Origin of the sequence: Anaeromassilibacillus sp. An172 (assembly GCF_002160515.1) — a bacterium.
Lineage (GTDB): Bacteria > Bacillota > Clostridia > Oscillospirales > Acutalibacteraceae > Limousia > Limousia pullorum.
Genome location: NZ_NFKS01000004.1, coordinates 101,572 through 115,198 on the forward strand (window position 1 = coordinate 101,572; position 13,627 = coordinate 115,198).

A 13,627-nucleotide genomic window follows, 5' to 3' on the forward strand; every position below is an offset into this window, starting at 1 on the left:
AATGGAATATGATAAAATCATATTAAAATTTTATATCGTAATCAGTTAAATATATTTCGGGGACTTTAAAGAGAAAGGTTTCGGACTCTCTGTTTTTAAAAAGCTTTTTGCCGCCGCAGTCGCCTGTAAGCTCTAAAAGCCGTTCTCTTTCAGTTGGCAGAAATATTGTGGGACTTCCGAAGCTGTTTTCTGAATATACACGACCCAGAGATTTTCCGCTTTTCTTAAACTCTTCCGTAAAATTTAAAAATTCATCGCTTTTAAAATGTGGCTGGTCGCAGACAAAAAAGCATAGAATGTGGTTTGCATCTGCTGAATTTACTCCGGCTCTCACAGAAGCGGCGATGCCCTCCACAGGGGGAGGGGCATCTATAACTTTATATCCGTATTCTTCCGCTTTTTCTGCGATTTCTTTATTGGACGTCACCACGGAAACCATGTAGTCATCTCTGTTTTTAAAAACAGAAACAATATCAAAGGCGTATAAAAATAATTTTTTGCCTTTAAATTCAGATGTCAGCTTGTTTCCGTTAAAGCGTCTGGAAGCTCCGCCGGCAAGAAGAATAATTTCCGTAATCATTATTTGTCCTCTTTTTCAGCAAGCGCCAAGGCTATCTGCTCCGCCTTTATTGGAAGTGTGCGGAAGAAAAGTCCTGTTGCATTGTAGATTGCGTCTGTGATTGCAGGGGATGGGGTGTTTATTACAAGCTCACCTATGGATTTTGCTCCGAAAGGACCTGTCGGCTCGTAACTGCTTTCAAATTCAACCTTGATAGTTCCTAAGTCTGTTCTGGCTGGGATTTTGTATTGCAGGAATGAATTGTTTATCATGCGTCCCTGTTCGTTGTACTGAATATCCTCATAAAGAGCCATTCCTATTCCCTGAACTATACCGCCTTCGGTCTGTACACGGGCAAGGTTTCTGTTTACAACTGTTCCGCAGTCAACTGCTGCGGCGTAGTCAACCACCTGAACATATCCTGTTTCAGGGTCAAGGTCGATTTCCGCAATTCCCACCATAAACGGAGGAGGTGAAATCGGGGAGGAGTGAGAGCAGGAGGCAGAAAGACTCTTGTTGTGTCCCTCAAAGCTTGCGTAACCGATTTCTGAAAGTGAAACGCTTTTTCCTGTTTCAAGGTCAAACACCTTTTCTCCGTCAAAGTCGCCTTTTTCCTTGTCAATGCCCAAAAGCTTGCAGCCTGTTTCAAGAATTTTTTCTCTAAGCTCCTGACAGGTTTTTACAACAGCCATTCCGGTAACATAGGTTGTGGATGATGCATAAGAGCCTGTGTCGTAAGGGGATTGGTCTGTGTCAACGCCTCTTACAGCGATTTTGTCTATATCACAGTCAAGACAATCCGCCGCCATCTGGGAAAGTATTGTGTCACAGCCTGTTCCCATATCGGTACAGCCTATAAGCAAGGTGTAGAAGCCGTCGTCGTTTAGTCTTATTTCTGCGTTTGCTATGTCAACACCGGAAATACCGCTGCCCTGCATAGCCATGGCAACGCCCACACTTCTTATGTGACCGTTATCAAGCTTTCTTGCCGGGTACTTGCTGTCCCAGTCTATCATCTCTTTGGCTTTAGCCATACATTTGTCAAGGGTACAGCTGTTGCATGGCTCACCGTAGTAGGTTTCCATTGTCTGACCCTCTTTTACCATGTTCATTTCACGGATTTTGCATGGGTCCATGTTCAGCTCTGCCGCAATTTCATTTACGGCAGTTTCAATGGCGTAAATTCCCTGGGTCGCGCCGTAACCTCTGTAGGCTCCGCCGCCCATTGTGTTTGTGTATACAACATCGCAGGCAAATTTTGCCGCTTCAAGATTTCCGTAAAGTGAAAGAGATTTGTGTCCTACAAGTCCGATAGTTGTCGGGCCGTGGTCGCCGTAAGCTCCGGCATTTGAAAGGGCGTAAAGGTCCATAACCTTAATTCTTCCGTCCCTGTCTGCGCCGATTCTGACTTTCATCTGCATTTGATGACGTGGTGAACCATTGGTCATGCTCTCTTCTCTTGTGTAAACAATATAAGCGGCTCTTCCGGTTTTCATTGTGACGATTGCCGGGAACTGCTCGCTTACAACGCTCTGCTTTGCGCCGAAACCGCCGCCGATACGTGGCTTAACTACTCTGATTTTTGATTTTGGAATTTCCAAAGCGTTGGAGAGGATTCTTCTCACGTGGAAAGGAACCTGTGTTGAGCTTACCACGTTAAGTCTTCCGTACTCGTCAATATAGGTAAAGGTGCGGAATGTTTCCATCATTGCCTGGCTGTTGGCTTTTGTGTTGTAGGTTCTCTCAAGTACAACATCGCAGTTTTTTAAGGATTCCTCAACATTGCCCACCTCAAAAACATCGCTGCTGCAAATGTTTCTGTTCTTGTCTGTTCCCACATTGCAAAGAGCCTTGAAATTGTCCTCCGGATGAACAATTATAGGGTTGTCCATTGCCTTTGTGAAGTCCAAAAGTGGTTCAAGGACATTGTATTTTACCTTTATAAGCTTTAAAGCCTTGTCAGCCGCCTTTTCATTTTCCGCCGCAACAATAGCCACAGGGTCGCCGGCACAGCGCAGAAGCTTGTCAAGAATAAGTCTGTCATAGGGGCTTGGCTCAGGATATGTCTGTCCGGCTGTAGTAAATCTTGAGTTTGGAACATCCTTATAGGTGAGTATGCACTCAACGCCGGGAACCTTCATAGCCGCCGCAGTGTTGATGTCAATAATTTCAGCCCTTGCGTGGGGGCTTCTCAAAAGCTTTACCACCAAAGCGTTCTGGGGAACAATATCACCTGTATAAACAGGTTTACCTGTAACAAGGCTCATTGCGTCTTTTTTTCTTATATGAGCGTTGACGTATTTCATTTTTGTTCCTCCTTTTGCTTAAAATCAAGATATTTCTTTATGGCTCTCATCTGGCTTTGATATCCTGTACAGCGGCAGAGATTGCCCTCGAGGTATTTTTTTATTTCCTCGTCTGTTGGATTTTTAAGCTCTTTTACCATTGCCAAAACATTCATAATAAATCCCGGACTGCAAAAACCGCACTGTTCGCCGCCCTCGTCCGCAAGAAAAGCTCCGAACTCTTCCGCTTCCTTTTGAAGTCCCTCAAGGGTGGTTATCTCCTGACCGTCGGCACGAACTGCCAAAACACTGCATGAAAGCACAGGATTCGAGTTCATATGAACGGTGCAAAGTCCGCAGTTAGAGGTTTCACAGCCTCTTTTAACGGAGTAACAGCCGTGACTTCTCAGATAATCTAAAAGAACTGTATCGGGGGCAACTTCGTCCTTGTAGGTTTTTCCGTTTATTTTAACTGTAATAATCATTGTTCGCCCTCCTTACAGACAAGTTTTTTATAGGCACGCTTCAAAAGTACAAGGCAGAGATGTTTTCTGTATTCCTTTGACGCCCTTGTATTGGTTCCAAACTCTGTTTCAGCTTGGATTTTTTCAAAGAATTTAAAAATTTCTTCAGAGTTTTCCACATCGGAACAGTCCATTGTGGAAACTTTTCCCCTCATTGGTCTTGCGCCCACAGCGGCATAAAGCTTTTTGCCGTCATATGCAAGGGAACAGTTTAAAACAGGAATGTCCGTCTGTGTGTTTCTAAAGCTTTCATAGGCGGCTTTTCTGCCGTCCTTTTTGATGTGTATGTTTACAACAATATCGTTGTCATAATCTCTTTGGGAGTATTCCTCCATGGAAACAGTTTCGCCGCCGGCAAGCTCAACCTCTGTACCCAAAACAATCAGAGAGGTGACAATATCTGAAAATCCGAAGCGTGAGAAAACACTGCCGCCTATAGTTGCGCAGTTGCGGAACTGCACGCCTACAATATGTGTAAATGCATCTTTAAAGTAATTGCCAAAATATTTTTCTATAACAGGGCTTGTTTCAATGTCACGGAGAGTGACCATAGCGCCTATTATTATTTCGTCGTCGGTTTCTGTTATTTTATCAAGTCCCAAACTGCTGAGGTCTATCAGTGTGTTGATGTTCTTTTTTCCCATCTTCATCCAACAGCCGCCGCCAAGAACTTTGTTGGTTCTTTTTTTGTTCAGTTCAAGGGCTTCCTGAAGGTCTGAAGCTTTAATATAATTTTGAGCCTTAAACAATATAATTCCTCCTTTTGCTGACAGAATTGACCTTTTATTTTTTGTCTTATTATATCATTTTATGTCAGGTTTTCCAATATAAAAATCCCTCTTCCGACAAATTAAGGTCATTTCCGTAAACGGGTATAAGTTTTTTCAAAAGGCTTTTTGCAAATTCATCCGTTTTTGGTATGATGTCCACTTTTTTATCCTTTATAAGCAAGATACCGTCGCCGTACTGTAGGGCAAGGTTGGGGTCGTGAACGCTGAGTATTATAAGCTTGTTTTGATTTTCCTTTGAAAGGGCTTTGACCTTTTTCATAAAATCCTGCTGGCGTTTTACATCAAGTCCCGAGGTTGGCTCGTCCAGCAGAATATAGTCGGTTTCCTGGGTAAAGGTTTTGGCAAGGCAGGCAAGCTGAAGCTCTCCTCCGCTTATTTCCTCTGTACTTCTCTGAGAAAGGTGGGAAATCCCCATTTCCTCTATATATTTTTTTGCCTTTTCCCTGTGGCTTTTTTGAGGCTGCTGAAAAGGGGAAAGGTAAGGGGTGGCGCCCATTGTTACAAAGTCCTCAACGGTCATTGACTGAGAATAAAATTTCTGGGGCATGTATGCGATTATTTTTGCTCTTTTCTTTATCGGTATGTTTTTAAGGGGAATATTGTCATAAAGAATATCGCCCTTTTCCGGCGTTATATATCCTCCAAGAGTTTTTATAAGTGTGGATTTTCCCGAGCCGTTAGGCCCTAAAAGAAACCATATTCCGCCTTTTGATATTTCAAAGGAAACATTTTCAAGTATTGGATTTTTATGAAACCCGGCGGTAAGGTCTTTTACCTGAATTTTCACAGTCTGTTTCCTCCTTTTTTATCAAAAAATCTTCTTATAAGCAGGAATGTAAGGAACACGCTTCCGAATAGTGATGTGAATATACTTATAGGAAGCTCAAGTCCCGAAATATTTCTTGCGAAAAGGTCGGCTGCCATCAAAAGCACGCCGCCGGTAAAGAAAACAGCACCCATATTTTTGCTTATGTCACGGCTTATGCAAAGTCTGACTATATGGGGAGCGATAAGTCCTATCCAGCTCACAACGCCCGCAACAGATACCACTGCGGAAACAGGCAGAGTGGCTAAAACTATAAAAAATATCCTTGTTTTAAGGGGAGAAATTCCCAAGCTTTGCGCCTGCTCGTCGCCGAGGGATAAAACTTTCAGGCGGTATCTCAAAAGATACATTAAAATCAAAGGGATTATTGTGATTGATACAACAAGTATGAGCTTGCTGTTTGTTGAGTTTTGAAATCCTCCCATAAGCCAGTATTCAATGGCTGGGAGCTGGTTTAACGGGTCTGCCACCATTTTGAAAATCATAAGCACAGCGGAAGCGGCACTGCTGACAATAATTCCAGCCAAAACCATGCCTAAAATCCTGTTTGATTTTACAAATGAGGACAGAAACAGGGCAAACGCCACCACCAAAAGTCCGAAAACAAAGGCAGAGCCCTGTACCGCCCACATGGCTGAGGGCAGGAAAAGCATGGCAAAAACTGCGCCTACGGAGCATCCGCTGGTGACGCCCAAAACATCGGGAGATACCAGTGGGTTTGAAAAAAGAGTCTGAAAAACTGCGCCAGAAACAGCCAAAGCTCCTCCGCCGTATGCCACCAAAAGCACACGGGGAAGCCTTATTTCCCAAAACAGGGAAACGGCAGTGGCTGACTCATGTCTGCCTGTTATAATCAGAAAAATATCCTCAAGTGATAAAGGGTATCTTCCGACGCAGGCGGAAACGAGTATAAGAGCCACCCATAATAGCGCTGTTATCAAAAGTCTTTTTTTCATTTCGGTATCTCCCGTTGTTATTGTTATATTTTTGTTTAAAGAAAATTAAGCCGCAGCTGTTTCGTAGTTGTTTACATCCTCAAGGGTTACGTCGATGTCGAAATACTCCTTGTAGAACTCTGATACTCTTGTTTCAAGGTCCTCATCGGAAACAAGCTCAGGGTGCAAGTCGTTTGCAAGCCACAAAACGCCCAAAGGTGCGGAAGCTGTCGGATAATCCCATGGCTCTATAGCTCCTGGGAATACCTTTACATTTTCCTCAGGTGACTGTGTTGCTGTAAGCTGAGGATATGCGGCGATAAATTCGTCCATTGTGTAATCGCTGTAGGAAACAACGTAAACCTTTTCAGGATTCCATGAGAGAAGCTCTTCTGCTGTTATGTCAACCCATGCGCTGTCCTCGATGGATGCGGCTGCGTTTGTGCCGCCTGCAATCTCGATGAGGTCGTTCTGGTACATGCCTGTTCCGGCTGTTCTCAGCATGTCACTGCCTGCGATGTAAACAAGAGGTTTGTTTTCAACGTCTTTTGTAAGCTCGGAAACCTCTGTGATAACCTGGTTGTAATCGTCGATAAGGCTCTGTGCCTTTTCCTCACAGCCTGTGAGCTTGCCCAAAATGTCAACTGTTTCAAGGAAGCTGTCAAGTGTTTCAGGGTCAATAACTACTACCGGAATGTTCAAAGCTTCAAACTGCTCTACAGAGTCGGAAAGCTTCTTTGGAATGATAACAAGGTCAGGTTCCAAAGCGGCGGTTTCCTCAACGTTTATGCCCTTGCCTGAGCCTACTGCCGGCAAATCAAGGAACTGAGGAGCGGCGAGCTTATAGAGTCCTCTTGTGTCTGCTTTCATCTCGATGCCCACAACCTTATCCTCTGCGCCAAGTGCGATGAGCAGGGAAGAGGAGAGATAGTAAGCGGAAACGATTTTCTCAGCCGGAGCCTCGAGGGTTACCTCTCTACCTATCTGGTCTGTAATTGTGATTTCGCCTGTGGTTTCTGCGGTTGTTTCCTGTGCTGCTGTGGTCTGCTCTTCTGTTGTGGTATCATTGTTTCCTGCGCATCCTGCGAAAACAGAGAACATCATAATCAAAGCCAAAAGAAAAGCAAGTGTCTGTTTTTTCTTCATTTCGAATTTTTCCTTTCTTTTTAATTTTATTTTATCAAAAAGGCGCAAGCCTTGTCGATAGCTTAATGTGTTTTTATTATATAATAAGGTTTTATTTATGTGAAAAATGTCAAATCAAAAGGGCTGTCATTCAATGTGGGCTAAACACGCCCGGCATTGAAGACAGCCCCGGGAATCCTGTCGTTAAGGACTCAAATATTCTTATTTGTCTTTGTATTCCTCACGGACAACCTTTGAAACCTTTTCGTCGTCTGTTTCTTTGTCCTTTGGAAGAATAAGGTTAAATACGGTAGCGATTACGAAAGTCATGATAATTCCGTTCTGTGCGAAAATCTGGCTAACCCATTCAGGCATAAGACTAAGTGACTCAGGAACCATACCGATACCAACGCCCAAGCCGAGAGCAAGGGAAATGATGATTTCGTTTCTGCCTGTGAGCTTCTCTCTCTGGAGTGAACGCATACCGCTAACCAAAATCATAGCGAACATGATTACAGCTGCGCCGCCCAAAACTGACTGAGGCATTACTGAGAGAATAGCGGAAAGCTTTGGAACAAATCCGCAGAGAATGAGGAAAACTGCACCGGTCATAATGCAGAATCTGTTTACAACCTTTGTAACAGCTACAAGACCTACGTTCTGGCTGAATGATGTGTTTGGAAGAACACCGAACACAGCAGCCAAAAGGCTTCCGAAACCGTCAGCGATTACGCCGCCGGAAAGCTCTTTGTCGGTTGCTTCTCTGTCAAGTCCGCCGTTGGCGATACCTGAAATGTCGCCGACAGTTTCAACGGCAGTTGCCACGAACATGATGAGCATTGCAACGATTGCCTGCCAGTTAAAGTCCATAGCTATCGGCATAAGATGTGGAAGGCTTATCCAGCTTGCCTCTGCAACCTGAGTAAAATCAACCATTCCAAGGCAGATTGCAAGGATATATCCAACGATAATACCGATAAGGATTGAGGAAACACTCAAAAATCCCTTTGTAAACTGCTTGAAGAAAACGATTGTGAGAACAACAACTGTACCTACCAAAAGGTGTTTCCAGTTGCCGTAATCTGCGCTGCCTGAGCCGCCTGCGAAATAATTAACGCCTACAGGAAGCAGTGAAAGACCGATTGACATGATAACAAGGCTTGTAACAACCGGAGGGAAAAGCTTTTTCAAAGGCTTGATGAAGAAACCTAAGAAAATTTCAAAAATTGCGCCTATGAGGGAAGCTCCCAAAATTGCGCCGTAGCCGTAGTTTACACCTATGGCTTTGCAGGTTCCGATAAAGCCTGAGCTTGTACCCATTACTACAGGAAGTCTGCATCCGACTTTCCAGATTGGATAAAGCTGAATAAGGGTTGTGATACCTGCAATGAACATTGCGTTCTGAATAAGCATTGTTTTCATAGCCGGGTCCATCTCAATAAGACCGCAGACAATGAGCAGAGGGGAAACATTGCCCAGAAACATTGCAAGAACGTGCTGAATTCCCAAAGGAATTGCCCTTGACAGAGGTACTCTTCCGTCAAGCTTGTAAATGTTGCTTACTTGATTTGACATAAAAAAACTCCTCATATTATTTGCGTTTTTCGGCATAATATGAGGCAGGCAGGGAAACAGACGCCATTTTTAAAATGACGTCTGCCGTTATTCCTGCGTAGTCCTTTATTACGGATAAAGGGTAGAAACTTACAGCCCATTATGCTGAAATATACGCATTTTTTTTAAATTTTAACATACTTTAGCGGAGTTTTAAAGGCATTAACTCCAAAAAGTGACGGCTTTATGAATTTTCGTATTATTGTACGAAAATTCCGGAAATTTTCTTTACATATGTCATGTTTTGACAAAAAATCACAGTAAAATAATGTTGCCCTCTTTGCATTTTTCAACCATATCGGCAGGCCACAGGGAAACCTGTACTTCGCCGATGTGAGCTTTGTCAAGCATAAGCATACAAAGTCTTGACTGTCCGATGCCGCCGCCTATTGTAAGCGGGAGTTCATCGTTTAAAATCATCTTATGATATTCAAATTTTGTTCTCTCTGTTGCATTGCAGATTTCAAGCTGTTTCATAAGTGACTGAGCATCAACTCTTATTCCCATTGAGGAAATCTCAAGGGAAGCGTTTAATGCGTTGTGCCAGAAGAACAGGTCGCCGTTTAAGCTCCAGTCGTCGTAGTCAGGTGCTCTTCCGTCGTGCTTCTTGCCGCTTTTGAGAACAGAGCCAATCTGAGAGATAAACACAGTGCCGTGCTCTTTTGTGATTGCGTTTTCTCTTTCCTTTGAGGTCATGTCAGGATACATATCCTCAAGCTCCTGAGATGTTATAAAGAATACATCTCTGTTGAAGTCGCCCTGGATTTTAGGATACTTTGCTTTTACCCCATAGAAAGTGTCAACAACTGCATGGGCGATTGTTTCAACTGTCTTTTTCAGAAAATCTGTGTTTCTGTCCTCTCTTGTGAGAACTCTTTCCCAGTCCCACTGGTCAACAAAGATTGAATGTGTGTTGTCAACATCGTCGTCACGTCTTAAAGCATTCATATCTGTGTAAATACCCTCGCCGTTTTGGTATCCGTAACGGTGGAGAGCCATTCTTTTCCATTTTGCCAAGGACTGTACAACCTCGGCAGTGCCGTCGATTTCCTTCATGGAGAAAGAAACCTTGCGCTCAACTCCGTTAAGGTCGTCGTTTATTCCGCTGTCGCTGAAAACAATAAGGGGAGCGGTAATTCTGTCAAGGTTAAGTCCTGCGATAAGCTTTTTCTGGAAAGTATCTTTGATGTATTTTACCGCACTTTGAGTTTCTCTCAAAGTAAGCGGTGAGGAGTAGTTCTCCGGAATTATAAGATTTTTCATATTTTCTTATCCTTTCGTAGTGTTAGAAAGCCTTATCTGATGCTTCCTACTGTTCTCGGGTAAAGAATTACGTCACGGATGTTGCTCATACCTGTTACATACATGATAATTCTTTCAAAGCCAAGACCGAAGCCGCTGTGCGGAACAGAGCCAAACTTTCTAAGCTCAAGGTAATCTGCATATTCATCCATGTTCATGTTTCTTGCTTTCATTGCCTCAACCAGCTTGTCGTAGTCAGCTTCTCTCTCGCTGCATCCGATGATTTCGCCTACGCCGGGAACAAGAAGGTCTGTTGCGGCAACTGTCTTTCCGTCCGGATTTTGCTTCATATAGAAAGACTTGATGTCCTTAGGATAGTTTGTGATAAATACAGGCTTGTTGAATACTTCCTCTGTGATGTATCTTTCATGCTCTGTCTGAAGGTCGCAGCCCCACTCAACAGGGTATACAAACTCTTTCTTTGCGTCCTTGAGGATTTCGATAGCCTTTGTGTAATCGAGAATTTCAAACTCGCTGTCCAAAAGGTGCTGGAGCTTGTCGATAAGACCCTTTTCAAAATGCTGGTTGAAGAAAGCAAGCTCCTGAGGGCATTTTTCCATAACGTCTCTTACTATATATTTTATCATGTCCTCGGCAATTTCGATTATGTCGTCAAGCTCTGCAAAAGCAACTTCCGGCTCAATGTGCCAGAACTCTGCAACGTGTCTTGGTGTGTTGCTGTTTTCAGCTCTGAAGCTTGGACCGAATGTGTAGATTTTGCCCATTGCCATTGCGGCAACCTCGCCCTCAAGCTGACCTGAAACGCTCAGACCTGCTTTCTTGCCGAAAAAGTCGTTGCTGTAGTATTCCTCTTCTGATTTGTACTGGTCGGAATAACCAATTGTAGTTACCTTGAATACCTCGCCTGCGCCCTCGCAGTCGCTTCCTGTGAGAAGAGGTGTGTTGATATATACATAGTTTCTGTCCTGAAAATACTTGTGGATTGAGGCAGCCATAACTGAACGAACTCTCAAAACAGCGTTAAATGTGTTGGTTCTAACTCTGAGGTGTGGCATAGTTCTCAAAAATTCAAGGGTGTGGCGTTTTTTCTGCAAAGGATAATCTGCCGGACAGTCGCCCAAAAGTGTGATTTCCTTAGCGTTTATCTCAACACTGCCCTGTCTTGCAGGAACTACTGTACCTGTTACCTTTAAAGCAGTTCCAAGCTTTAAAGCAAAGTCGTAATTGTCAAGGGCTGACTTGTCGATTACGATTTGAAGATGTTTAAGGCTTGTTCCGTCGTTCATCTCGAGAAAAGCCATGTTTTTTGAATCTCTGGAAGTTCTTACCCAGCCGCATACTGTGACGTCTGTGTCTACATATTCAGCTTTTGTCTGAATGTCTTTAATGTCGATGTGTTTCATAAGTTTTCTCCTTGTATACTTTTGTTTTATTTAAGATTATTATTTCCAAAATAAAAAACCGCCGTCCTATTTAATTAGGACGAGCGGCTATAACACCCGTGGTACCACCTATATTACCGGAAAACCGGTCACTCTAAGCTTCATAAAAAAGCATCCTGTTTAACGCACAGTCAACGGCATCACCTACTTGGGGATATTCCTGTTCAGATAGCTGCTCCGAAGTGTTATTCACGAAAGCTCTGCTGTACGGTTCACACTGTCCCGTACTCACTGTAAGCGAATTCTTTTGCTACTTCTCTTCATCATAGCATTTAAGGCTTTTGTTAAATTTTTATTATCAGCTCTGCAAAATGACTTTACAAAGCGCAGATTACTTAATCATTATATGCTTTATAAAAACTTATGTCAAGTATTTGATGTGATTTTTAAGGATAAAAAAATATTTTTTGAAAATCAGTAATCACTATTGACTTTTACTATATATGGTGCTAGAATATGTGTGCACTCAGAGAGAAACACAATATTTAGTAATGGAGGTTAACTTATGAATATAAATGTAGTAGGCGGAAATCTTTCCCAGGAAGAGATAAATGTATACGTTGAACAGCTTAAAGCAAATCATCCTGATAAATATATAAAATCTGTAGAACTTAAAGTAGACGGCGAGTTCGTTGACATGAGATACGAGTATGACCCTGTTCCTTTTGAGAGAATCAGAAGAATTACAGGCTATCTTGTAGGAACTGTTGACCGTTTCAACAATGCAAAGAAAGCAGAAGTAAACGACCGTGTAAAGCACAGCTTGGGCTGCTCCTGCTCAATGGAAGAAATCGCTTAAAATTTTTCCTTAGTTAAACACTATCCTTAACATAATAGATATCCGGCAAAAGTCTTGATAAAAATCAAGGCTTTTTTTCTTTAATAACGCTTTCATTAAAACTTCCTTAATAAAAACAACGCCTCGAAAACTCGGGGCGTTAATTTTTTATGGTATATTTAAGAAAACAGATGTATTTATTATTTGTTTTCTTCTTTGAGAACCTCTTTGATTGCGTCTCTTAAAATGCCGAGACCCTCAAGAAGTGTTTCGTCCTCGATAATAAGAGGAGGCATTGTTTTCAAAACAGCGTTCTTTCTGCCTGCGCCCTCGATTATGAGCTTATGGGCAAAAGCGTAATCCTGAACCTTATCGGCAAAGCCCTTTACAGGAATTTCGGAGAAATCAATTCCCCAGATAAGTCCTATGCCACGCATTTTAATTCTGCTGTCAAGAGGAAGAATTTCTTTTTCAATAAATTCTTTTTCGATTTCGCCTTTTCTTCTTGTTTCTGCTTCGATGTTATGGCTCAGCATGTACTCAAGACCTGCTTTTGCAGTGATAAAGGCAATCTGGTTTCCTCTGAATGTTCCGTTGTGCTCGCCCGGTGTGAATACGTCAAGCTCAGGCTTGAACAAAGTCAAAGCCAGAGGGAAGCCGTAGCCGCCGATTGATTTTGAAAGTGTAAAGATGTCAGGCTTAATTCCGGCACGTTCAAAGGAGAAGAAGGTTCCGCTTCTTGCGCAGCCAACCTGAATATCGTCAACTATAAGGAGAATTTCGTGCTTTGTGCAGAATTCTCTTACTCTTTTCAGCCATTCAACATCGAATACCTGAATTCCGCCCTCTGCCTGAATTGTTTCAATAACAAAAGCGGCCGGCTTTTCAACACCTGAATGGTCGTCTGTGAGAAGTGTTTCCATGTACTTGATTGTGTCAAGCTCAGGGAACATATAAGGTGCAGGAATGTGAACTACATTTGAGTCAAGGGGAACGCCTGCGCCTCTTCTTGAGGCTTTGTCAGTGGTGAGAGCCAAAGCGCCCAATGTCATTCCGTGGAATGCGCCCATGAGAGCCCAAACAGTTCTGCGCTTTGTGTACTTTCTTGCAAGCTTCAAAGCGGCTTCAACAGCGTTTGTGCCTGTAGGGCCCGGGAACATGATTTTGTAGTCCAAATCTCTTGGCTTCAAAACCTTTTCCTCAAAATATTCTATAAAATCTCTTTTAGCTGTGGTATACATATCAAGTGAATGAGTTATACCGTCGTTTGCTATATAGTCGAGAACTTTTTCCTTTATATAATCGTTGTTGTGGCCGTAGTTTACAGCACCTGCTCCGCAGAAAAAGTCTATATATTTATTTCCGTCCTCATCGAAGAAGAAAGCTCCCTTTGATTTAGTGAAAACAGTAGGGAAATGTCTGCAGTATGAACGGACTTCGGACTCGTATTTTTCAAATGCTAAAGTATTCAAACCGATACTTCCT

The 13,627-nt window shown here is 42.8% G+C and carries 12 protein-coding genes, 1 riboswitch and 1 other annotated feature; of the genes, 1 reads left to right on the forward strand and 11 read right to left on the reverse strand.

The window, feature by feature from the left end; all coding sequences use genetic code 11:
• Positions 1 to 22: 22 nt before the first annotated feature.
• From B5F08_RS03345 to asnS, 10 genes are all read right to left on the reverse strand, one after another.
• Positions 23 to 580, reverse strand: a complete 558-nt coding sequence (locus B5F08_RS03345) for a nucleotidyltransferase family protein (protein ID WP_087376412.1) — start codon at positions 578 to 580, stop codon at positions 23 to 25.
• Complete coding sequence (locus B5F08_RS03350) at positions 580 to 2,865, reverse strand: xanthine dehydrogenase family protein molybdopterin-binding subunit (RefSeq protein WP_087376413.1); 2,286 nt, start codon at positions 2,863 to 2,865, stop codon at positions 580 to 582. The genes B5F08_RS03345 and B5F08_RS03350 overlap by 1 nt, the downstream gene beginning before the upstream one ends.
• Positions 2,862 to 3,329: a (2Fe-2S)-binding protein gene (locus tag B5F08_RS03355; RefSeq protein WP_087376414.1), complete on the reverse strand. Its 468-nt coding sequence runs from the start codon at positions 3,327 to 3,329 to the stop codon at positions 2,862 to 2,864. Before B5F08_RS03355 ends, B5F08_RS03350 begins: the two co-directional genes overlap by 4 nt.
• Positions 3,326 to 4,117: an FAD binding domain-containing protein gene (locus tag B5F08_RS03360; RefSeq protein ID WP_087376415.1), complete on the reverse strand. Its 792-nt coding sequence runs from the start codon at positions 4,115 to 4,117 to the stop codon at positions 3,326 to 3,328. The genes B5F08_RS03355 and B5F08_RS03360 overlap by 4 nt, the downstream gene beginning before the upstream one ends.
• A 64-nt stretch (positions 4,118 to 4,181) precedes the next feature.
• Positions 4,182 to 4,946 carry an ABC transporter ATP-binding protein gene (locus B5F08_RS03365; RefSeq protein ID WP_087376416.1) on the reverse strand — a complete coding sequence of 255 codons (765 nt, stop codon included), beginning with the start codon at positions 4,944 to 4,946 and terminating at the stop codon, positions 4,182 to 4,184.
• Positions 4,943 to 5,941, reverse strand: coding sequence for a FecCD family ABC transporter permease (locus B5F08_RS03370; protein WP_087376417.1), 999 nt, complete (start codon positions 5,939 to 5,941; stop codon positions 4,943 to 4,945). The genes B5F08_RS03365 and B5F08_RS03370 overlap by 4 nt, the downstream gene beginning before the upstream one ends.
• Positions 5,942 to 5,986: 45 nt before the next feature.
• Positions 5,987 to 7,066, reverse strand: coding sequence for an ABC transporter substrate-binding protein (locus tag B5F08_RS03375; protein WP_087376418.1), 1,080 nt, complete (start codon positions 7,064 to 7,066; stop codon positions 5,987 to 5,989).
• A 201-nt stretch (positions 7,067 to 7,267) separates the two neighbouring features.
• Entirely contained in the window at positions 7,268 to 8,620 is a 1,353-nt protein-coding gene (locus B5F08_RS03380; protein ID WP_087376419.1) for a uracil-xanthine permease family protein, read from the reverse strand.
• A gap of 78 nt (positions 8,621 to 8,698) precedes the next feature.
• A riboswitch (purine riboswitch) is annotated at positions 8,699 to 8,797 on the reverse strand.
• A gap of 117 nt (positions 8,798 to 8,914) precedes the next feature.
• Complete coding sequence (gene asnA, locus B5F08_RS03385; RefSeq protein WP_087376420.1) at positions 8,915 to 9,922, reverse strand: aspartate--ammonia ligase; 1,008 nt, start codon at positions 9,920 to 9,922, stop codon at positions 8,915 to 8,917.
• 32 nt (positions 9,923 to 9,954) lie between these two features.
• The gene (gene asnS / locus B5F08_RS03390; RefSeq protein WP_087376421.1) at positions 9,955 to 11,325 is read right to left on the reverse strand and encodes an asparagine--tRNA ligase; all 1,371 of its coding nucleotides are present in this window, start codon (positions 11,323 to 11,325) and stop codon (positions 9,955 to 9,957) included.
• Between the two features lie 72 nt (positions 11,326 to 11,397).
• Positions 11,398 to 11,640 (reverse strand) — a binding site (T-box leader).
• 229 nt (positions 11,641 to 11,869) lie between these two features.
• Between asnS and nrdD the strand changes: the two genes are divergently transcribed.
• Positions 11,870 to 12,163: an anaerobic ribonucleoside-triphosphate reductase gene (nrdD, locus tag B5F08_RS03395; RefSeq protein WP_087376422.1), complete on the forward strand. Its 294-nt coding sequence runs from the start codon at positions 11,870 to 11,872 to the stop codon at positions 12,161 to 12,163.
• A gap of 179 nt (positions 12,164 to 12,342) precedes the next feature.
• On the opposite strand, the gene ectB is transcribed toward nrdD, so the two are convergent.
• On the reverse strand, positions 12,343 to 13,614 hold the full coding sequence (gene ectB / locus B5F08_RS03400; protein WP_242968228.1) for a diaminobutyrate--2-oxoglutarate transaminase: 1,272 nt from the start codon (positions 13,612 to 13,614) through the stop codon (positions 12,343 to 12,345).
• Between the last annotated feature and the right edge of the window lie 13 nt (positions 13,615 to 13,627).

What these genes read in the sequence shown, in the direction of transcription:
- B5F08_RS03345 (WP_087376412.1), bottom strand. Translation starts at nt 580, where the DNA reads ATGATTACGGAAATTATTCTTCTTGCCGGCGGAGCTTCCAGACGCTTT.
- B5F08_RS03350 (WP_087376413.1), bottom strand. Translation starts at nt 2,865, where the DNA reads ATGAAATACGTCAACGCTCATATAAGAAAAAAAGACGCAATGAGCCTT.
- B5F08_RS03355 (WP_087376414.1), bottom strand. Translation starts at nt 3,329, where the DNA reads ATGATTATTACAGTTAAAATAAACGGAAAAACCTACAAGGACGAAGTT.
- B5F08_RS03370 (WP_087376417.1), bottom strand. Translation starts at nt 5,941, where the DNA reads ATGAAAAAAAGACTTTTGATAACAGCGCTATTATGGGTGGCTCTTATA.
- B5F08_RS03375 (WP_087376418.1), bottom strand. Translation starts at nt 7,066, where the DNA reads ATGAAGAAAAAACAGACACTTGCTTTTCTTTTGGCTTTGATTATGATG.
- B5F08_RS03380 (WP_087376419.1), bottom strand. Translation starts at nt 8,620, where the DNA reads ATGTCAAATCAAGTAAGCAACATTTACAAGCTTGACGGAAGAGTACCT.
- asnA (WP_087376420.1), bottom strand. Translation starts at nt 9,922, where the DNA reads ATGAAAAATCTTATAATTCCGGAGAACTACTCCTCACCGCTTACTTTG.
- asnS (WP_087376421.1), bottom strand. Translation starts at nt 11,325, where the DNA reads ATGAAACACATCGACATTAAAGACATTCAGACAAAAGCTGAATATGTA.
- nrdD (WP_087376422.1), top strand. Translation starts at nt 11,870, where the DNA reads ATGAATATAAATGTAGTAGGCGGAAATCTTTCCCAGGAAGAGATAAAT.